Origin of the sequence: Pusillimonas minor (assembly GCF_014237865.1) — a bacterium.
Classification (GTDB): Bacteria; Pseudomonadota; Gammaproteobacteria; order Burkholderiales; family Burkholderiaceae_B; genus Neopusillimonas; species Neopusillimonas minor.
On the sequence record NZ_JACJUU010000021.1, the window covers coordinates 1 to 20,663 of the forward strand.

Below are 20,663 nucleotides of genomic sequence, written 5' to 3' on the forward strand. Positions count from 1 at the left end.
TAAACCCGGAATCCCTAGGATAGAATCGATTGGAGACATCGACATTACCTCCATTAAACGTGTTTCTTCGCAAAAACAAGTCTAATGAATGTCGCTGTCCCCCTTTAATGATGAAAAGCCAAGAATAATCCGGCGCTGGCCGTGACTTCTACTGCTGGGTTTGTCGGAATAGCCATTGTCACCAGCTCCACATCAAATGCGGGTTTCAAGCAGGTGCTGCGGAAATGCTCGCTGTTTGTCATTCCCAAGGCATCAGCCAACTGTTAGCAGGACAAACGAATCTCGAACGAAGGTCGATCACAGCCAAACTCAAACACAGACTCGAGGAGTCACTCCCGATCATATGTATCAAAGTTTGACGATTTGAAAAAAATCTCCCACAATCACTATCTGAAAAGCATCCGGTTTCCGCGCATAGCGACAAGTGCTAACAAATTGAGGAAATTAGCTACCACCCAGGGAAAACCAGTACCAAACGGCTGAACTTCTTAGCTGTTGAAACCAACATCAATACATGAAACAAAAAAAGGCCTCTAGGCACGCCGACGCGACTCCCCATGCTGCCGCACTTATAGAAGGACTTAGGGACATTGGCTACTCGTTGGAAACAGCCATATCAGACATCATCGACAACTCCATAACTGCCGGCGCAAGGCAGATTCGCATCATTACAGAGACATCTGTTGACGAGCCCTTTATCGCCGTTGTCGATGACGGCTCGGGAATGACAGAGGATGAGCTCGTCGCAGCTATGCGGCCAGGGAGCCGTAATCCACTTTCTCCGCGTGACGCGCCAGATCTTGGAAGATTCGGACTGGGCTTGAAAAGTGCGAGTTTCTCGCAATGCCGCCGGCTGACCGTTGTATCCCGCAAGGTCGGGAAAACTTCTGCCGCAATCTGGGACCTGGATGACGTTGCAATTCGCAATGAATGGATGGTTCAACTGCCTGATGACATCAGTGGCAGTCCGGGAATCGATGAGCTTGGCAATACAGGCACACTGGTTTTGTGGCAGAAGCTTGATCGGCTGACCGGAGGAATGTCACACAACGCTGTCAAACGAGCGGAAATTATTAACCGAAGAATCGCCGAGGCGGAGAGGCATCTGCGTCTAGTTTTTCATCGATTCATTGAGACCCCAAAACGACTGAGTATAGAACTGAATGGACGTCAGCTTCTGCCACTCGACCCATTTGCAACAAGTAACCCGGCGACAATCTCTGATCCCGAAGAAGTCCTGAGCCTGAACGGAAGTGAAGTGAAGATAAAGAGTTTCACGCTTCCACATCACAGACAGATGAGCACAACAGATTGGGAAGACATCGCCGGCCCCGAAGGGCATTTAAAGTCGCAGGGATTTTATCTCTACAGGGGTGAGCGTCTTATCCTTCACGGGACATGGTTCGGACTCTGCCGACAGTCCGAGCTGAGCAAGCTTTCCCGCGTGAGGATCGACATTCCGAACAGCATGGACGCCGATTGGAAAATTGACGTAAAAAAGTCATCTGCCCAGCTACCACCTGTTGTCCGCGACCGCCTGAGAAACGTGATCGAGCGTATTCAAAATGGTTCAAAACGAACCTACCTCAAACGTGGCCAGAAAATGGTCGACAACAAACGACTCCCCATGTGGAACCGCATTCTGGCTGATGACAAGATCCACTACAAGCCGAATATCGATCATCCGGCCTTCTCGGCCTTTGCTGACAGCCTGCCACCCGACCTGCGACGCGGCTTCCTCAATTGCATTGCCTTGGTTGGCGCCTCGCTGCCCGTAGAGGCCCTGCATGCCGACATGGCGGGCACACCAGAGCAAATTGTTCCTGACAGTGTTGATGAGGACACTTTGGACCAGGCAGTAAAAGCCACTCTTTCGGTTTTGTTAGGAGCCAATAAGGACATAAATGAGATCATGGCGCTTATGAAAGATGTTGACCCCTTCCGTTCAGCCTGGGATGGCACACAGCGCATCATCGCCGCAACGATAGGAAGCAAGGAAAAAAAATGACCCAGACTCTGAGCAGCCTCGAAGGCATGACAACTCTCTATATGGCATCCCAACAAGGTGCTCATACGGCCGAGTCGATACGGGCCATCATCGGACAATTGCGGGTTACGCCGATGTTCCAAGACAAGGTCAGCGACGACGAGGCGGAAGAGCTTGCCCGATTGATTGAGGAAAAATACGGTATCAGTATGGGACTTGGCGCCGTGGTGGACGCGGAGGGCTTCCGTCCCTGGCTACACGATGCCAGGATCAACAAAGACATTGGGGATTTTTACTGGGGTCGCTATCGGCAACTTCTGAACCTCAAGGGACTGCCTAAATCCGTAATCGACGCGACCGACGAAGTGACCGATCGCATACTGGACCGTCTGGGCGACCCGAGGAACATAACTCCGTGGAGCCGCCGGGGCATGGTTGTGGGCCATGTCCAGAGCGGCAAGACGGCAAACTATACCGGCCTGATATGCAAGGCTGCCGACGCCGGTTATCGCCTGATCGTAGTGATCGCCGGCATTCACAACAATTTGCGCAACCAAACCCAGGCACGAATTGACGAAGGATTCATAGGTCGTGACACTGGACGGCTGGCCCATGCCAACAAGGCTCAGCGGCAGAAGCTGATTGGTGTAGGCCAGTTCGATCAGCGCGAATTTCCGGTTTCTCTGACCAACACCCTGCGCGATTTCAACAAGGCCACCGCTACAACAAATACCTCGCAGATCGGACAATACAACGTACCTGTCGTGCTCGTAATCAAGAAGAATTCCAGCACGCTGAAAAACCTGCTGGAGTGGCTGAAGGAGCATTCGGTTCATCAGGGCACACAAATGGTAAGCCAGCCAATGCTGCTGATCGACGACGAGGCCGATAACGCTTCGATCAATACGGCATATTCCCGAGACGAGGTTACCCGCATTAACGGCCAGATCCGCGAACTGCTTTCACTTTTCCACCGCAGCTGTTATGTCGGCTACACCGCCACGCCTTTTGCCAATATTTTCATTGACCCGGACACTGACGACGAAACATTAAAACAGGACCTCTTTCCGCGCCACTTCATCATTGGTCTGGACTCCCCGACAAACTACTTCGGCGCCCAGAAAGTCTTCCTAGACGACCGCGAGCGGCACACTCGACTGATCGATGACAACGAAGACGTCCTGCCAATGAGGCACAAAATCAACCACCCTGTTGGGGTACTGCCGGGTAGTCTTGTCCGGGCTGTCCGTTCCTTCATCGTTGCACGGGCAATCCGGAATGCCCGTGGCCAGACGGCCTCGCATGCCTCAATGCTGATCAACGCCTCCCGCTTTACAGACGTGCAAGGGCGCCTGAGGTCGAAAGTGGCCGACCTTGTTACGCGGATCAGGGACGCAGTTGTAGTAGACGGGGCAAAGGGGCAAACCGCCCGCCAAAACCCTGAGATCGAGGCGCTTCATGAAGTCTGGGAAGCAGAGTACCCTGACGCGGAGAACGGAAGCTGGCCCGAAGTGCAACCTCGACTGCATGAGGTGCTGGCGGGCATAAAAGTTGTTGAGGTCAACGCATCGAAGCGCTCCCAGCCTCTGGACTACGACCAGGGAGGCGAACATGGCGTGACGGTGATCGCAATAGGAGGCTTCTCCCTGTCACGAGGATTAACCCTAGAGGGACTCACTGTCAGCTATTTCCTGCGAAACTCGATCATGTACGACACGCTCATGCAGATGGGTCGATGGTTTGGCTACAGACCCGGGTATGAAGACCTTTGCCGAGTGTGGATGCCCGCCGACGGCGTCGGATGGTACGCCCATATCCACGAAGCTATGGATGATCTGCAGACGCAATTGAAGCGCATGGAACTGGCGAAAGCTACGCCAGAGCAGTTCGGCCTCGCGGTTCGCAGCCACCCGGAATCTTTAATCGTAACTGCCCGAAACAAGATGGGTACCGGCCGCGAATTACCCATGAAGGTCGGATTGGCAGGCAAACTGATAGAGACCACGCGTATTCGGATGGACCCTGTGCAGCTCGAGCGCAATCGTGATGCAGGAAAGGTATTGGCAGCGAAGGTAAAAGATCTCGGACTGGCCGCAAACAATCCATCACGAGGTACTCTTTTCCAGTCTGTGCCGGTGTCCCTCGTAAGTGATTTTCTGCGGGCATTCCGTAGTGACGCGTCCGATCCTCTCACTGACCCACGACTGATAAATGACTACATCGACGCCCGCGCTGAAAGCGAACTTCGCGAGTGGGACTTACTTTTTGCCAGCGCTCAGAAAACCATGAACCCTCCGGAGGAACTTGCCGGACTTCGGATAAGTCCTTTCACCAGAGCGGTTGGAGAGCCCGATCTACGTCAGGGAGTGCTAACGATTAGCGGCACCAGCAGAAGGGTTGGATCGCCCGGTGACGAACGCGTAGGCCTTACACCGGAGCAGATAGATCAAGCGACCCGAAGCTTCACCGAGGAGTATTCTCGGCAAGGAAAGGAAGTGCCGAAAACCCTCCCTCCACGCATTTTCTGCGAAGTGCATGGACGACGCCCGCTCATCATCCTGAGATTTGTCTCGCCCTCGGTCTCGGACGAACTGCTGAAACGAAAACTGCCTGACGTGGTGCTCGTCTGGAGCATTTGCTTTCCGTCTTCCGAGGTTGAAGGGGGTACGGTCGAATACGTGGTCAACACGATTCGCCTGCGCGAGATGTTCGGCGAGGAGGAAATCGAAGAGGAGGCTCCCGGTGATATCGAATAACACCCCTTGGTCCGGCCTTGAGGCCGGGAAAGTCGACACGCGACGAGTAGATGCTTGCGCGCGGTGGAACTGGTTTTGGGCTGTGATGCCTCACGCAGATGCTGCACTTGTCTTGCAACTATCAAGTCTCCCTGAGCCGGCGCCCGATTTGCCGACGCTAAAAAACCTGGAAATCCGGTTTCAGACGCTGCCGGGAGGGCCGATCCTCTTCATACGACTAAAAGACAGCACTCAAATCGAACTGTTCGAGACTCTCTGCCGTGATGTCATTGCTGCTGGCGAACTCGCAGAAACGGAAGCTGAGGCTCTGGAAAGAGCCGTCAGGCGCACTTTCCGGTGGCATTACCTGCTTCGTAGCGCCAGGGTTGAGGCGCTGACGGAAGATGCCCAGAAAGGCCTGATAGGTGAAATTGAAGTCCTCAAGCTGCTTATAGCGAGCCTTGGCGTGAAGACGGCTCTTGATGCATGGACCGGACCTTCCGGCGCACCGAAGGATTTCGAACTGGTGACTGACTGCATCGAGGTAAAGGCAAAGCGTGGGGCTTCACAACCATTTGTGAATATAGCCAATGAACACCAGTTGACAGATGTACCAGGTCGCCGTCTGTGGCTTGCAGTAATCGCGGTAGACAAGGCCCAGCCGCCCCACGGTCGAACCCTGTCGGAGTACGTAAATGAGGTTACACAGCTACTCGAACAAAGCGATCCTTCCGCCATAATGGATTGGGATTTGCGCCTAGCGGACACAGGCTACGATGTGCTGCACGACTACTCACACCGAGGCTGGATCACGTCGCCTTCAGAGTTTTTTTCAGTGACGGAAGGATTCCCGCGAATTACCGCACCCACCCCGCTTGGAGTCTCGGGGGTAACTTACGCATTGGCCCTTTCAGCCTGCGCACCATTCCGCACGAACTGGGACTCAGTACGATTGAACCTCCAGGAGGCACAGCAACCATGAATGAGCTCAATGAATACCTGCGGAACTTGATGGCGGACATCCGCCGGGAGGCTGATACAAGCGGTGTAATGATGGTCGAGGCATTCTTTGACCAGATTACTGCGCGGCTGACGGAAGCGGGAGAGTTGGAAACGGCAGATCGAGCGTTCTACGAGAGCGGTGAACGTGCCGAAAAAGTAAGGATCGACGGCTATGCCGGTGACCCGCGAGACAGCGAAGGTGTGCTGGCATTGATTGTTTGCGACTTCGCCACCTCAGACGAACTCCAGACATTTGGAAAATCCGATATTCCGCGTATTCTGAATCCCCTTATCCGCTTTCTGCAGAGGGCTCGCACGGAGAAATTTCGAGATAGCCTCAATGAGGTAAGCCCCGCCTTTCAGGTTTCCGATCTTGTTATTACTACGTGGCCGCAGATAACAAAGGTCAAACTAATTCTCGTTTCAAACCGTCTGTACGTTGGACGAGATGATGCGGTGAAACTGCAAAATCTTGATGGCGTGCCAGTCACGTGGTCTGTCTGGGACCTGGCCAGATTTGAACGGTTTGATCGCTCCGGTCTGGCCCGTGAGGACATGATCGTTGACTTCTCGAATGACTTTGGAGGCCCACTTCCAGCGCTGAAAGCCTCCCAGGCCGGTGCAGCCCTGGAGAGCTATTTGCTGATCTTGCCGGGGGAGCAATTGGCCGCCATATATGATCGCTGGGGTGCCCGCCTGCTTGAGGCCAACGTCCGAACCTTTCTTCAAGCCAGAGCGAAGACCAACAAAGGCATACAAAAAACGATAAAGGAAGAGCCGGAACTTTTCTTTCCATATAACAACGGCTTGTCGGCTACTGCCGAAGAGGTGCATTGTGTCGATACCGACTCTGGCTTGGCAATCTCGTCAATTGGTAACCTGCAGATTGTCAACGGCGCACAAACCACTGGCTCCATCCATGCAGCCCTGAAATTTTCGCGGCAACAACTGGAAAAAGTTTTCGTTCAGATGAAACTAACGGTCGTTCCCCCGGATCGCTCAGAGGAGATCGTGCCAAAGATTTCTGAATATGCAAACACCCAAAACAAAGTCAACGCCGCAGACTTCTTTTCGAATCATCCGTTCCACATCCGTATTGAACACTTCTCACGAAACGTGATATTCGCCGCGCGAGAAGGGGAACGCCATGACAGCAAGTGGTTCTACGAGCGTTCCCGAGGGCAGTACATTAATGAGCGAGGAATGAGAACGGCCAGCAACCAAAGGAAGTTCGATCTTGAGTTTCCGAAAGCGCAATTATTCAGCAAAACGGATCTAGCCAAGTTTGAGAATTCGAGCTCGGGTCTGCCACATATTGTTTCGCGCGGCGCTCAGAAAAACTTTGCCCACTTCGCCAGAGACATAGGCGAGAGATGGGCAAAGAGCGAGACGAAGTATGACGAACTCTGGTTTCGAAGGCTAATTGCAAAAGCCATTATTTTTCGCAAGCTGGAAGCTGAAGTACCGAAACAGCCGTGGTATCAAGGAGGATACCGGGCGAATATCGTGACCTACGCCATGGCAAAAATATTCCATGACGGGAATCAGAACGATAAAGCTATCGATCTCGATTCAATTACGAAACGGCAAATGGTTTCCAATGAGTTAACCGCTGCCCTTCTTGTGGCCGCACAAGAGGCCCATAATGTTATCAGCCACCCCGTTGCTGGTATGCGTAACCTGTCGGAATGGGCAAAACAACAGGCTTGCTGGAGCCAGCTGATGGACCGAAAAATTGACTATGGGAAAGGATTTGGGCAGTGCCTGACATCAAAAGGAAGGGTTAAAGAAAACGAGCAGGCCGCAAAGGAAAGACTACGTGAAATCGCTGGCGTAGAGGCTCAGTCACTTGCGGTCGAGCTGGGTGCTGATTTCTGGTCTGGAGTTGTGAGACGAGGAAAGCTTGCGGGCAGTCTGACAATGAAGGACGAGCAGATACTGAAGATATGCGCATCGATACCCCAAAAAATTCCCACCGAACGTCAGTCGAGCTATGCACTCACAGTTCTTGACCGGCTAAAGGAAGAAGGCATTTTGACGACCGGGCACACGGATCGCTGACGAACCGGCCCCATAAAGCACGAGACGACAAGACAGCCATTCGCCATTCTAGCCATCACGAGGACGGGGACTGTGCATGTTGAGATGACCGATATATAACTGTATAAAAATACAGTTATATGCAACAATGGTCAAAATGCCCACCTCAGTGTCAGCTTGTACCACAATGAAGGGATCGGTAGAGTTTGCCGCTAGGCATAAAAAATGGCAAAATGTCCGCCATTATTCCCAGCGAACCGGAGAACATCATGGGTGACCCCACCGAAGCACTCGCCCTGCTTCAAGAAGCGTTGAAGCACAACACCCAGAAAGAAGTAGCAGCATTGCTCGGCGTCGATGCAAAGACGGTTTCACGCTGGAAATCCGGCAAGGTTCCCCCCTCGACAATAGCTGGTCTTGCGCTTGAGAAGATCGTCGTCAAAGACGCTCCTGCGATCTCCCCGGATGGCCACGACTTTACATTTATCGATCTTTTCGCAGGCATCGGTGGCATCAGGCTGGGCTTTCAGCAGCACGGCGGAAAATGTGTATTTACATCCGAATGGAATACATGGTCGCAGAAGACCTATTCGGCAAATTTCGGGGACGATCACACGGTAAACGGGGATATTACCGAAATCAACGAGCACGATGTGCCAGACCATGACGTGCTTCTGGCCGGCTTCCCCTGCCAGCCCTTCTCCATCGCCGGAGTGTCCAAGAAGAACGCACTTGGCCGTCCCCATGGCTTTGAATGTACAACCCAGGGCACGCTGTTTTTTGATGTCGCACGAATTATTGCCGCAAAGCGCCCGAAGGCGTTCCTGCTGGAGAACGTGAAGAACCTTGTCTCCCACGACAAGGGCAATACATTCCGCATCATCATGGAAACCCTTCGTGACGAGCTTGGCTACACCGTAGAAGCGAAAGTCATCGATGCGAAGCACTTTGTGCCGCAGCACCGTGAGCGCATCATCATTGTTGGCTTTCGGGAGAACACCGGATTCTCGTTCGATGACCTGCTCTTGCCCGGGCAGGGCCCAAAGCTGGACACTGTTCTCCACCCGGAGGATGGATCAGAGACAGACGATGGGCTGTACACAACACCGGATGGCAAGGTGCTTCCGAAGTACACCCTTTCAGACAAACTTTGGGCCTATCTGCAAAATTACGCGCAGAAGCACAAGGCGGCTGGCAACGGTTTCGGCTTCGGGCTGGTCAACAGGGAAATGACATCTCGCACCCTGTCGGCCCGATACTACAAGGACGGTTCGGAAATTCTCGTGGATCAAGGCCCCGGCAAGAACCCCCGACGTCTTACCCCGCGCGAATGCGCCCGGCTGATGGGCTTTCCCGAAGGCTGGAAGATCCCCGTTTCCGATACCCAGGCATACCGGCAGTTCGGAAATGCAGTTGCAGTTCCGGTTATCGCCGAGGTCGCCCGGATCATGAAGCCGCACATTCAGGTCCTGATCGAGAAGCAAACCGGGGTTCCACAGAAACGGCTGTTCACCTGATATGACAGATGTCGTTACCCCCGGAACCCGCAGCAAGATGATGGCGGGAATCCGGGGGAAAGACACGCGTCCCGAGATCATCATCAGAAAAGAACTCTTCAGACAAGGGTTCCGGTACAGACTCCACGAAAAGAAGCTGGCAGGCAAACCTGATATCGTTCTTCCGCGCTACCGGGCTGCCGTCTTCGTTCACGGCTGTTTCTGGCATGGTCACACCTGCAACCTTTTCAGGTTGCCATCAACCCGTACCGACTTCTGGAAAACCAAGATTGACCGCAACAGGCATAACGACGAGCGGGCGATTTCCATCCTGCTGAAGTCTGAATGGCGCGTAGCCATCGTGTGGGAATGCGCTCTCAAAGGGCGAGGTAAGTGGGAGCTTCTCACCTTGACCGATGCGATTACGAAATGGATACGTAGCGACGTCCCCGAACTGGAAATCCGTGGGTGTCAGCCTTGACAGGCGGGCAGCCTTCAAGGAAACGCATGCTTTCATGCCGCGCATAGCCTGATGCCTTGTCGTCGTGTACGATGGCAAGAAAGTAACTGACTCGTACAAACTTTTAAGGCTCATGAAAAAAGGCTATTTATCAGAGTTTTTCTCGGGTGTCGCAATAAAAACCCTCAGCGCTGTCGAAGCTGACCTGGTGAGCTCGAACCAGCACGAACTCAACGGTGTGGAAGCCCTGAAGAAACTGTTCGGTACGGCTTCCGAGAAGCGAAAGTATTACTCCAGGTTCATCTATCTGACGGATGAAGATACCGACGCGCCCGTCATTTCAGAGGGGTTGCTTACCTGGTACGACGCGCGCGCAGCGCATCCAACCCGTTCCGAGCACCGGCTCTACTTTCCAACCACAGAGGTGTCCACAAGGGCCAGCCCTGGCGACCTGATGGTGATTGGCCTGAAGCAGGACGGTTCGGTACTGGTGGTAGTGGCGGAGGCCGGCTCGACGGTAGCAAACCAGATCAAATGGTTGTTCGGATTTGCCGATACTGAACGTCCCGGGTTTTCGATAAAGGCAGAAACAGAATCAGACCATATCAAGCTTGAGTTCGCATCCAGGCTCATTCTTGAACAAATCGGAGTCGTTCAGGACGAGGAGACCGATGACTTCCTTGACATAATGCTTGAACAGTTTGGCGGCAAGTTTCCGACAACGCGAGTATTCTCGACGTTCGCACGCAGCACTGTTTCGCAGCTGGATCCACGCGACGACCCTGATGGCGTTCTGATGGCGTGGATGGTCCGTGAAGAGCAACTTTTTCGCACACTTGAGCGGCACATCGTTGCGGATCGCCTGACCGAGGGTTTTGAAAACGACGTCGACGGATTCCTCGCCTTTTCACTGTCAGTACAGAACAGACGCAAGAGCCGGGTCGGGCACGCACTTGAGAACCACCTGGAAGAAGTTTTCATCCGTCATGACATCCGCCATGACCGCACAAAAATCACCGAAAACAAGTCGAAACCCGATTTTGTCTTTCCCGGAATCGAGCAGTACCTGAATCCGCACTTCGACACCAGACGCTTGACGATGCTCGGGGTGAAATCCACTTGCAAAGACCGATGGCGTCAGGTACTCGCCGAAGCCGACCGCATAGAGGACAAGCACCTGTTGACGCTTGAGCCCAGCATTTCAGTCGCGCAGACAAGCGAGATGCGCGACAAGAGGCTGACGCTCGTGCTTCCGGAGGCAGTGCATACCTCGTACACAACGCACCAGCGGCCATGGCTTCTCAGTCTTCATGACTTCATTCAACTGGTCAGAGAAAGACAATAGCACTGCAAGGCTATCTCGAAGGGAGCCCCTAACTCGTCGTCCCTGAAATATTCATTTGAGCGCTCAGCGCCCCTTTTCACGCCGCCAATAGCCACTTCTTTCGAACGCCGAGACTGTCATTCAAGCGCTCGACAGGCCGACTCGCGGCGAAGGCTAGCCAGAACCAGCGTGGCATCGTGCCTTTCACGAGGCGCAAAAAAAGCGCCCTCAGGAAGGGCACGCCCTTCTTGGCGATCATGCGCAGCAGCCACTTGATGTTGTAGCCCGCCGCGCACAGCACCGCGTGCAGCCGGTCGCCGTATTCGCCCTTCAAGTGACAGCGGTCCATCCGGTGATCTGCCTTCAGGTGTCCGATGATCGGCTCGATGGCCTGGCGTCGCTTGAGCTGCCGTCTTTCCTGTGCCGTCAACCGTTTCGGCTTGCCCCGGTGCACCACGCGTACGCCGGGATTGTCGGCATCGACGCCCCGGTAGCCCAGATCAACAAAGACCGTTTCCGGCACTGCGGCACAGTCCTGCATGAGAATACTGGCCTGCTCCAGTTGGGAACTCAGCGTGTGGCCATCATACGGATTACGATGAAACGCCCGAGCCCCCACAATCAGGTTGCCTTTGAAGGTGCTGGCAATGCCCACCTTCACGCCAAACTCGTAAGGCCGGCGCGCCTTGCCCTTGCTGATACAGCTGACCTCCGGGGCGTGCCAGGCGTACAGCTTGGGCTGGCCGTCGGGTGGGCGATGGCCTTCTCCTGCACTGTGCTGTCCACGATGACCCGATTGAGCTCCTGCGGCTTGATGAGTTCGAGTTTGACGGCCACATTGATGGTCTGCGCCAGCAACTCTTCTACACCGTCCTCGCCCAGCAGTTTGCGAAACTTCACCAGCGTGGTGGCGTCACACGGCGGGCGGTGTTCAAAGTACGCCTGACCTGCGAAGAACTGCCATGTTGGCGTCTCGCCCCAGCGCTCAACCACACCCTCGTCCGACTCGTTGAAGGCATGCTTCAGATACAGCAGCGAAATCATGATCCGCAGCGGCACGCGTGGGCGCCCGGCATTGCTGCGCGACACCTGGCGCTGCACCTTCTCGCCAAACAAATCCAGGTCCGGCATCGCCACGCCGTCGTGCGCCTTGCGCACGAGCCGGTGCGCCACCGCCGCCTCAATCTCCTGCCACGGCATGCGCGAGGCCAGCACTGCCAGCGGATGGCGCAGGTCGATCATCTGGTCGATACGGGCACGGAAAAAGTCATCGGTGGCGGGGCAGGCAAACATGACGGTAAAACTCCCAGAAAGCAACCTCCATTGGACAACAAACCGGGAGTTCCGGGTATCGGAAATTGCCCCAATCATCAGTGTTTATGCGGGTTGCGGGGATTATTCAAGGCCGACTAAATATTTTTCAGTTGCCATTACGAAAAAATTTTCGTAAAAATTTTATCTAAAAATCAACTAAATCAATTAGGCTTTTTTCCCGCCTCCCCAGCGTACTTTTCCATAATTTGTCCCATAGCCTGCATCATCTCGGCATGCATCTGCATTTGCTGCTGTGGGGTCAACACACCCGTCATTCCGCCCATCATTGGGCATCCTGCCATCATGCCGCTCATCCCTTGCCGGCCACCCATCATCATGCCGGGCATTTGATCCGCCATAGAGCCGCCCATCATGCCTGGCATTTGCCCACCCACCGCCCCTGGCATACTGGAAGGGGGACCACCCTGCACTTGCCTGTTGTCCATCGGTGTGCCAGGCTGGGCCGCTAAACTCGCGCCGGCCAGGGTCATCAAGGATGCCAGCAAAGAAGCTGCTAATACGTGTTTGTTCTTCATAAGACTCTCCGAAAAATCATGAAAAGTGTCGGGCAACGAGGATGGACGCTTTAGGCGACCGAACGCCCGCCCTATTTCTTGCTTGACCAACGATGCTGTTTGGCAGCACACCTTAGCCTAGTCCAGAATAGGCCGGAGCGACAGAGACATTCATCATATATTACGCAAATGTAATGATAATGAAATTGAATTGTCAGAAAAAACAACTTAGCTTGTGTCATGATCAAACTGTTGTCTTTAACCAGCACGGCGGCCGGGGCAAGAAAGAAATCTTCACCACAAAGCTCCCGTTCATCCGCTTACTCACTCGAAATAATTTGGACATGGCAAACCATCAACACCATTCGGCGCATCATCACGCAGGTAACCACCAGCCTCGCGAACTTGTCGGTACGGGTAATGATGATGCCCAGAGCCCCCGTCATGCTTCGCAGCCACCAGCAGAAAGCGGCACTCTTTACACCTGCCCAATGCACCCGCAAATTCGACAAGCAACGCCTGGAAACTGCCCGATTTGCGGCATGAGCCTTGAACCAGTGATGCCGACACTGGAAGAGGACAATCCGGAGCTGGACGACTTTTCACGTCGTTTCTGGAGAACACTGCCTCTTACAGTAATTGTTACCGTTCTCGCCATGTTCGGCCATCAACTGAACTGGTTATCGATGCAAGCACAGTCCTGGGTGGAACTCGTTCTATCCACTCCTGTTGTTCTATGGGCTGGCCTACCATTTTTCATCCGGTGCTGGCAGTCGTTCCGCAACCGCAGCCCAAACATGTGGACACTGATTGGCCTGGGCACAGCGGCAGCCTATGTATACAGCGTTGCCGCAACCATCGCACCCCAAACCTTTCCAGATGCCTTTCTGAGCATGGGAAGGGTAGCAGTCTATTTTGAGGCTGCCGTTGTCATCATTTCACTTACGCTCTTCGGCCAGATGCTTGAACTGCGGGCCCGCTCACAAACGTCGGCGGCCATCAAGGCCCTGCTTGGACTGGCCCCAAAGACTGCCCGACGCATCGACAAAGACGGTACCGAATCAGATATTCCACTTAGCCACGTACACGAGGGAGACAGTCTACGTGTTCGCCCAGGCGAGAAAGTCCCCGTGGACGGGGTGGTTCTCGAGGGAACGAGCCTGATCGACGAATCAATGCTCACCGGCGAACCCTTGCCAGTCAGAAAAAAAGTGGGTGACCACGTCATTGGCGCAACAATGAACACCTCCGGAGCCTTGGTGATTCAGGCGGAAAAAGTCGGCGCCGCCACCGTTCTATCACAGATTGTGCAGTTAGTAGCGCAAGCTCAACGCTCGCGCGCTCCCATGCAGCGCATGGCTGATGTCGTGGCCGGGTATTTTGTCGTCGCTGTGATCCTTGTCTCTATCGTTACCTTTTTCGTTTGGGGCCTCTGGGGCCCGGATCCCGGCTGGGTGTACGGCTTGGTTAATGCCGTGGCAGTGTTGATTATTGCCTGCCCCTGCGCGCTCGGGCTGGCAACCCCCATGTCCATCATGGTGGCCACTGGCCGTGGGGCAACCCAAGGGGTGCTTTTTCGCGATGCTGCCGCCATTGAGCACATGCGCAAGGTAACCACACTGATTGTTGATAAAACAGGAACCTTGACTGAGGGCAGACCAACTTTCGATCGAGCCATTGGCGTACAGGATTACGATTCTCGCGAGGTCTTGCGGCTGGCGGCCAGCCTGGATCAAGGCAGCGAACACCCGCTTGCCGCGGCCATCGTCGCTGCCGCACACGAAGCTGGCATAACATTGGCCGAAGTGACCGACTTCAGTTCTGATAGCGGTATCGGCGTAAGTGGCATCGTCGAGGGCAAGCGCCTGACACTGGGGAACACAGCACTGATGCAAGCCCGGGGTGTTGGCACCACTGTCCTTGATGCACAAGCCAACGACGCCCGGGCCAGTGGAGCCAGTGTCATGTACCTGGCCGTCGGTGAGCGCCTTGCCGGAATTCTGAGCGTTACAGATCCCGTGAAAACGAGCACACCTGAGGCCGTAAAAAGCCTTCAAGACATGGGTATCGAAATCATCATGGCAACCGGCGATGGCTTGGCCACCGCAAAATCTGTGGCAAAACAACTGGATATCAGCGAGGTTCATGGCGAGGTCACGCCACAGGACAAGCTCGATCTCGTGGCAAAGCTCCAAAGCCAGGGGCATATTGTCGCAATGGCGGGTGACGGTATTAATGATGCGCCTGCCTTGGCCAAGGCCGATGTGGGTATAGCCATGGGTACGGGTACTGACGTTGCCATGAGCTCTGCCCAGGTAACGTTGGTAAAGGGCGACCTTCGAGGCATAGCTATCGCCCGCAGGCTGTCTACCAAGACCATTATCAACATGAAGCAAAATCTTGGCTTTGCCTTCATTTACAACGGTCTGGGGGTGCCTGTCGCGGCTGGGCTACTTTACCCGGTGAGCGGATTGTTGCTGTCACCAATGATCGCCGCGCTGGCTATGAGCCTAAGCTCGGCCTCGGTGGTCTTCAATGCTCTGCGCTTACGCAAGCAGGTTTGAATTGACAATACTTTATGGGACGTTAAAAAATGGATGTCGGCAAAATATGATGTCATATGTATTTATGGTCACGCTCCTGTCCTGCATCTGCCCGAAGAACTGACCTTATCCAGAACGTATTTAGGACGGGCCTTGACCTCATGATATAGCCGGCCAACATACTCACCAACTATGCCGACAGCGACCAACTGCAAGCCTCCAAGAAAGAGGATGGCTGCGATCAACGTAGGAAATCCTGGAACAGGGTCGCCGAATAAAATAGCTTTCACAAGAAAATAAATGCCGCTAAAGAATGCTGTGGCGGCACTGATCAAGCCTACGTACATTGCCACCTTCAACGGCCCCGTAGAGAAGGATGTAATACCGTCCAGCGCATAATTCCACAAGCCCCAATATTTCCATTTTGTAGCACCTGCATACCTGGCCTCCCGGTGATAATCTAGAGTAATTTGCCGGAAACCTATCCATGCATATAACCCCTTCATGAACCGACAACGCTCCGGCATTGACCGCAATGCGTCTGCTGCCCGACGACTCAACAAACGGAAATCCCCAACGTCCTGAAGAATTGGAACATCGCTTAACCGATTAATAACCCGATAGAAAAGATGTGCCGTCAGTTTTTTAAAGGCCGACTCTCCTTCACGACTCTTTCGCCTCATGTTGACTACATCAGAGCCTTTGCGCCATTCCTGAATCATGTTGTCAATCAGCTCTGGTGGGTCCTGCAGATCGGCATCAATCACAATCAGCACATCCCCAGTGGCAACATCAAAACCTGCACTAAGCGCACTTTCTTTGCCAAAATTTCGACTCAGCTGCGCGATCACCACACAAGGATCTTTTGACTGTATGACATGCAGTACCGCACGCGACGCGTCTGTACTGCCGTCATCAATGTACACAATTTCGCTATCTATGCCTGCTATCAAATCCAGGGCTTCACGAAGCCGCAAGTGAAATGCCTCAAGCACTTCAGCTTCGTTGTAGACAGGGACAATGACGCTCACGAGATCATTCAAGAATGCTCTCCAAACAAGAAATATGCGGCTTGGACGGCTCTAATCACGAGAGAATGGCCTGCCTTGAAAGTCGACCGTGACAAGGTTCCCATCGAGATCACCCATACCCGGTGCGTTGGCGGGCATCCCCGGCGCAGCGACGCCCTTAGTTGCCGACTGTGCCAAAAGTTTGTGTACAACGTTAGCCGGCACATGCCCCTCAACAATCTGGCCAGACGCGGAGACAATCGCTGTATGGCACGAGCTTAATTGGGGGGGCACACCCAACCTAGTCTTATGCTGAGCCACATCCGACGTCTTGATTGACGTGAAAGTAAAGCCTGCTGACTCCATGTATTTCGCCCAGCCCGTACAACACCCACAGTTGGGATCCTGATACACAGTAAGGTGCGTTGCTGCCTGAGCAGCCGCGACAGAGCCGGCAGCCATCGCGCCGGCTAACAGCATCAAAATACTTTTCATAGCCTTCATTCCACTACCCCATCAATATCACTCGTTATTACGCATCGTCACTTCTTTTTGGGCCTGCAACACCTTGGGTGGCCAGGTGCTTTTTATGTAGGCAATCACTGCGACAATTTCCTCGTCAGTCAGTATCCCGGCGTAGGCAGGCATGTCGCTTTCGTAGCCCGGTGGCGCCGTGCGACCGGGTACCAGGCCGTTCTTGACCATGTCTATCAACAACCTGTCGGGGTGGTGCCAGGTATGGCCTGTCTTGTCGTGAGGTGGTGCAGGCAAACGGCCACTTGCAAGTCGCTCGCGCCAGTTTGCCTGTCCTTCCAAACTAGCGCCGTGACAAGCAGCACAGTTTGCTGCGTACACCGTCTTGCCCAGAGTGATACGCCCGTCATCAGCCGATGGATCAATGAAGCCAGCGTTTTTCTCCAACGATGTCAGATATATAGAGGCAGCCAGAGCGGCCAGCACTAGCGCACCCACCACCGCAACCCATCGGATACTCGACATATCAGCTTTTCCGGTATCAGTTGACTCTGACCTTGCCCGCCATGCCCGCCTCCATGTGGCCGGGAATCAGGCACGCAAAATCCACCGTACCCGCTTGGTCGAACGTCCACACCAGTCCGCCACGCTGGCCGGCATTAAGCGTAATCATGTTGGGCTCGACGTGCTGCATTCCAGGCATTTTTCTCATTTCCTCGGCGTGAGCCTTCAAATCCGCAAGTGATCCAATCACCATTTCGTGAGGGATTTTTCCTGAGTTTTTGACAAAAAATCGAATGGTTTCACCCGCTTTGACGTCGATCTGAGCGGGGGTGAACCGCATCGTGTCATCCATCACCACCTCGATAGTTCGGCCCACCTTGGCCGGATCACCCGGTTTGCCCACACTGGACATACTGTGCCCACCCATACTGTGTCCACCCATGGAATGCCCGCCCATGCTATGACCACCAGAGTGCTCGCCGGCTGCAAAAGTCAGCGCAGGAGCACAAGCCAACATCAAAATAGGTACAAATTTCTTCATGCTACTTACCCTTTAAGTTTTAGTAATTGAACTTAGAACCAGAAACTCACACCCGCCACGAAACGGGTCTCTTGCCTCGCAGAACCAGCTTCGCGCGCGATGTCAGCCGTCTTGCCGAACTTGCTTGACCACTCCACGCCAACGTAAGGCACCAACTGACGGTTGACCTCGTACTTCAGCCGCAGGCCAACCTTGCCATCCGACAAACCCTTGCCAATGTCACGCTCGGGGTCGTCCTTGCCGTAGAAATTCACCTCCATGGCCGGCTGCAAATACAGCTTCTGGGTCAACAGCAAGTCGTATTCGGCGCTGAACCGCAAGGCCGTACGGCCGCTCGAGCCCACATACGCCGTAGCGTCAAGTTCGAACCAGTAGGGGGCCAGCCCTTGCACCCCAAACGCCAGCCATTGACGCGAGGGTTCCCCGCGACCGTAATCGAAGCGTGCACCTAACTGCGTATCCCAAAACGGGCTGACTGCATGCCCCCATAGAACTTCCGTGCGTGACTCTTGCATCTTGCCATCGGCGAACTCCCCTTCCCCCTTGAGCACCAGCCGGTTGAACGTGCTGCCAAACCAGGCCTGGCCTTCATAGGCACCCCATTCCTCACCCTTGGCCCGTACGTATTCCAGCTTGTCCATGCGGAAACTGGCAAACATATGTTCGTCGGACATGCGCAAGCGATAGCGCGGGTCAAGCGCGAACTGCCCTTCGTTGCGCGTGAAGCCTCCGGAATAGGCATCAGGATCGCGTGCATCGGCAGGAGCGGAGCCGCCCTGCATCTGCATATCACCGTGATCCATCGGCACCTGAGCTGCGGGCGAGGGTGTGGCCGACTCTCTGGCTGGTTGAGCGCCATGGCCAGCATGCGCATCGTGAGACTGGGCCTGTAGGCCCAACGGCAGCATCCCCGCGACGAAAAGAGCAAGCGCCGTGAGTTTTACTTGAGTAGTCATGATTCTGAAATCCTTTGAAAATTCAATTGTTCTCATGCAATCACCACTTCACGGAACATGCCCATATCCATGTGAAACATCAGGTGGCAGTGCCAGGCCCAGCGCCCCAGGGCGTCGGCTGTGACCAGAAAACTGATGCGCTGGGCCGGCTGTACCGGAATCGTGTGCAATCGCGCCTGGAAGGCGCCATCGGGGGTTTCCAGTTCGCTCCAGACGCCGTGCAGGTGCATGGGGTGCGTCATCATGGTGTCGTTGTGCAGAATCACCCGAACACGCTCGCCGTAGCGCAAATGCACCGGCGTCGATTGCCCGAACTCCACGCCGTCAAACGACCAGCTGTAGCGTTCCATGTGGCCTGTCAGGTGCAGCTCGATCTCGCGCTCGGCCCCGCGCGGGTCCATCGCGCCACCCACGGTGTGCAGATCGGCCAGAGTCAGCACCCGGCGGCCGTTGTCGCGCAGGCCAATGCCGGGGTCATCCAGGTTTGTGCGCGGGGTATCCACGCGCATGTCCACGCTGGGGCCATACTCGGTTCGCGCATGACGCACGGTTTTGCTCGCCCCGGCGGAGGCCGCCGAGCCGTGCCCCATGGCCGCATGATTCATACCACCATGATTCATGCCGCCATGATTCATGCCGCCGTGATTCATACCACCGTGGTTCATCCCGCCGTGATTCATGGCGGCCGAACCGGCAGCGCCGTGGTTCATCGCCCCATGCCCCATCGCACCATGGTCCATGCCCCCCATGTCACCCATCATGTCGGTCATGGTCAGCCATTGCACCGGATCCAGGGCGGGCACCGGTGCCGTCAGGCCCTCGCGCACTGCCAGGGTGCCACGTGCGTAGCCCGTGCGGTCCATCGACTGCGCGAACACGGTGTAGGCATCGTCCTTGGGCTGCACCACCACGTCGTAGGTTTGCCCGGGTCCAAAGCGGAATTCATCAACCGTCACCGGCTCCACATTCTGGCCGTCGGCCTGCACCACCGTCATCTTCAGGCCAGGAATGCGCACGTCGTAGAAGGTGTTAGCCGCGCCGTTCACGAACCGCAGGCGGACACGTTCGCCCGGGCGGAACAAGCCCGTCCAGTTACCGGCCGGCGTCGTTCCATTCATTAAATAAGTCAGCACATCGGCGGACAGATCGGCCAGATCCGTCGGGCTCATGCGCATCTCGTTCCACATCTGGCGCTTTTCCAAGGCCGCACTCATGCCCATCTGCGACACGTCGCGGAAGAAATCTACGGCCGTCGGCTTGTTGTAGTTGTAGTAGTCGCCCTGAGCCTTAAGCTTGGACAACACCCGCATCGGATGCTCGTCTGTCCAGTCGGAAAGCTGGATGATGTGGTCGCGGTCCACACGAATGGGGTCGGCATCGCGCGGCTCGACGATGATCGCCCCGTACATGCCCTGCGCTTCCTGCATGCCCGAATGCGAGTGGTACCAGTACGTGCCGCTTTGCTCCAGCTTGAACTGGTACACAAAGGTTTCGCCGGGGGGAATGCCCGGAAAACTGATGCCCGGCACACCGTCCATCTGATACGGCAGAATGATGCCGTGCCAGTGGATGGAGGTATCTTCCTTCAGGGTGTTCTTCACCCGTATCGTTACCGTGTCGCCCTCGCGCCAGCGCAATGTCGGTAAGCGTACGCCCAGTACCGTCTAGCGCTCTCGTTGGAGTCTCATCAGAATAAGTGTCCATTAATTTTGGTAAATGGACATTTATTTTAATGAGCGAATTCTCTGCTTCTCTCGTACCT

General features: G+C 54.8%; 15 protein-coding genes and 1 pseudogene. 8 read left to right on the forward strand and 8 right to left on the reverse strand.

Features of this window, described 5'->3' with window-relative positions; genetic code table 11:
* Positions 1-514 precede the first annotated feature (514 nt).
* The 7 genes from GTU67_RS14485 to GTU67_RS14515 all read left to right on the forward strand — a co-directional run bounded on the left by GTU67_RS14485 (position 515) and on the right by GTU67_RS14515 (position 11,065).
* Positions 515-2,008, forward strand: coding sequence for an ATP-binding protein (locus GTU67_RS14485; RefSeq protein ID WP_185780730.1), 1,494 nt, complete (start codon positions 515-517; stop codon positions 2,006-2,008).
* Complete coding sequence (locus tag GTU67_RS14490; protein ID WP_185780731.1) at positions 2,005-4,743, forward strand: Z1 domain-containing protein; 2,739 nt, start codon at positions 2,005-2,007, stop codon at positions 4,741-4,743. The genes GTU67_RS14485 and GTU67_RS14490 overlap by 4 nt, the downstream gene beginning before the upstream one ends.
* Positions 4,730-5,704, forward strand: a complete 975-nt coding sequence (locus GTU67_RS14495; RefSeq protein ID WP_185780732.1) for a PD-(D/E)XK motif protein — start codon at positions 4,730-4,732, stop codon at positions 5,702-5,704. The genes GTU67_RS14490 and GTU67_RS14495 overlap by 14 nt, the downstream gene beginning before the upstream one ends.
* Positions 5,701-7,785 carry an AIPR family protein gene (locus GTU67_RS14500; RefSeq protein ID WP_185780733.1) on the forward strand — a complete coding sequence of 695 codons (2,085 nt, stop codon included), beginning with the start codon at positions 5,701-5,703 and terminating at the stop codon, positions 7,783-7,785. The genes GTU67_RS14495 and GTU67_RS14500 overlap by 4 nt, the downstream gene beginning before the upstream one ends.
* 248 nt (positions 7,786-8,033) lie before the next feature.
* Positions 8,034-9,281 carry a DNA (cytosine-5-)-methyltransferase gene (gene dcm / locus GTU67_RS14505; protein WP_185780734.1) on the forward strand — a complete coding sequence of 416 codons (1,248 nt, stop codon included), beginning with the start codon at positions 8,034-8,036 and terminating at the stop codon, positions 9,279-9,281.
* A gap of 1 nt (position 9,282) precedes the next feature.
* The gene (locus GTU67_RS14510; protein WP_123659851.1) at positions 9,283-9,741 is read left to right on the forward strand and encodes a very short patch repair endonuclease; all 459 of its coding nucleotides are present in this window, start codon (positions 9,283-9,285) and stop codon (positions 9,739-9,741) included.
* A gap of 112 nt (positions 9,742-9,853) precedes the next feature.
* Positions 9,854-11,065 carry a type II restriction endonuclease gene (locus GTU67_RS14515; RefSeq protein WP_123659850.1) on the forward strand — a complete coding sequence of 404 codons (1,212 nt, stop codon included), beginning with the start codon at positions 9,854-9,856 and terminating at the stop codon, positions 11,063-11,065.
* A 76-nt stretch (positions 11,066-11,141) separates the two neighbouring features.
* Here GTU67_RS14515 and GTU67_RS14520 read toward each other — a convergent pair.
* Positions 11,142-12,286, reverse strand: a pseudogene (locus tag GTU67_RS14520) (transposase).
* A gap of 233 nt (positions 12,287-12,519) precedes the next feature.
* Positions 12,520-12,894 (reverse strand): hypothetical protein, encoded by a 375-nt coding sequence (locus GTU67_RS14525; RefSeq protein ID WP_185780735.1) that lies wholly within the window; start codon positions 12,892-12,894, stop codon positions 12,520-12,522.
* Between the two features lie 323 nt (positions 12,895-13,217).
* Between GTU67_RS14525 and GTU67_RS14530 the strand changes: the two genes are divergently transcribed.
* Positions 13,218-15,437, forward strand: a complete 2,220-nt coding sequence (locus GTU67_RS14530) for a copper-transporting P-type ATPase (RefSeq protein ID WP_185780736.1) — start codon at positions 13,218-13,220, stop codon at positions 15,435-15,437.
* A 68-nt stretch (positions 15,438-15,505) separates the two neighbouring features.
* Here the strand turns inward: GTU67_RS14530 and GTU67_RS14535 are convergent, their stop codons facing one another.
* The 6 genes from GTU67_RS14535 to GTU67_RS14560 are packed head-to-tail and all read right to left on the reverse strand — an operon-like array spanning position 15,506 to position 20,502.
* Positions 15,506-16,459 carry a glycosyltransferase family 2 protein gene (locus GTU67_RS14535; protein WP_221893400.1) on the reverse strand — a complete coding sequence of 318 codons (954 nt, stop codon included), beginning with the start codon at positions 16,457-16,459 and terminating at the stop codon, positions 15,506-15,508.
* Between the two features lie 39 nt (positions 16,460-16,498).
* The gene (locus GTU67_RS14540) at positions 16,499-16,930 is read right to left on the reverse strand and encodes a DUF411 domain-containing protein (RefSeq protein ID WP_346727031.1); all 432 of its coding nucleotides are present in this window, start codon (positions 16,928-16,930) and stop codon (positions 16,499-16,501) included.
* 18 nt (positions 16,931-16,948) lie between these two features.
* A complete protein-coding gene (locus tag GTU67_RS14545) occupies positions 16,949-17,425 on the reverse strand; it encodes a c-type cytochrome (RefSeq protein ID WP_123659845.1) in 477 nt (158 codons plus the stop codon).
* Between the two features lie 16 nt (positions 17,426-17,441).
* Entirely contained in the window at positions 17,442-17,945 is a 504-nt protein-coding gene (locus GTU67_RS14550; protein WP_123659844.1) for a cupredoxin domain-containing protein, read from the reverse strand.
* Between the two features lie 32 nt (positions 17,946-17,977).
* Positions 17,978-18,901, reverse strand: coding sequence for a copper resistance protein B (locus GTU67_RS14555; protein ID WP_123659843.1), 924 nt, complete (start codon positions 18,899-18,901; stop codon positions 17,978-17,980).
* A gap of 32 nt (positions 18,902-18,933) precedes the next feature.
* Positions 18,934-20,502, reverse strand: coding sequence for a copper resistance system multicopper oxidase (locus tag GTU67_RS14560; protein WP_430459020.1), 1,569 nt, complete (start codon positions 20,500-20,502; stop codon positions 18,934-18,936).
* Positions 20,503-20,663 lie beyond the last annotated feature (161 nt).

Bases quoted from the DNA above. Each gene is read 5' to 3' on its own strand.
- GTU67_RS14525 (WP_185780735.1), bottom strand. From the start codon at position 12,894: ATGAAGAACAAACACGTATTAGCAGCTTCTTTGCTGGCATCCTTGATG.
- GTU67_RS14515 (WP_123659850.1), top strand. From the start codon at position 9,854: ATGAAAAAAGGCTATTTATCAGAGTTTTTCTCGGGTGTCGCAATAAAA.
- GTU67_RS14545 (WP_123659845.1), bottom strand. From the start codon at position 17,425: ATGTCGAGTATCCGATGGGTTGCGGTGGTGGGTGCGCTAGTGCTGGCC.
- GTU67_RS14555 (WP_123659843.1), bottom strand. From the start codon at position 18,901: ATGACTACTCAAGTAAAACTCACGGCGCTTGCTCTTTTCGTCGCGGGG.
- GTU67_RS14490 (WP_185780731.1), top strand. From the start codon at position 2,005: ATGACCCAGACTCTGAGCAGCCTCGAAGGCATGACAACTCTCTATATG.
- GTU67_RS14530 (WP_185780736.1), top strand. From the start codon at position 13,218: ATGGCAAACCATCAACACCATTCGGCGCATCATCACGCAGGTAACCAC.
- GTU67_RS14510 (WP_123659851.1), top strand. From the start codon at position 9,283: ATGACAGATGTCGTTACCCCCGGAACCCGCAGCAAGATGATGGCGGGA.
- GTU67_RS14550 (WP_123659844.1), bottom strand. From the start codon at position 17,945: ATGAAGAAATTTGTACCTATTTTGATGTTGGCTTGTGCTCCTGCGCTG.
- GTU67_RS14485 (WP_185780730.1), top strand. From the start codon at position 515: ATGAAACAAAAAAAGGCCTCTAGGCACGCCGACGCGACTCCCCATGCT.
- GTU67_RS14500 (WP_185780733.1), top strand. From the start codon at position 5,701: ATGAATGAGCTCAATGAATACCTGCGGAACTTGATGGCGGACATCCGC.
- GTU67_RS14540 (WP_346727031.1), bottom strand. From the start codon at position 16,930: ATGAAGGCTATGAAAAGTATTTTGATGCTGTTAGCCGGCGCGATGGCT.
- dcm (WP_185780734.1), top strand. From the start codon at position 8,034: ATGGGTGACCCCACCGAAGCACTCGCCCTGCTTCAAGAAGCGTTGAAG.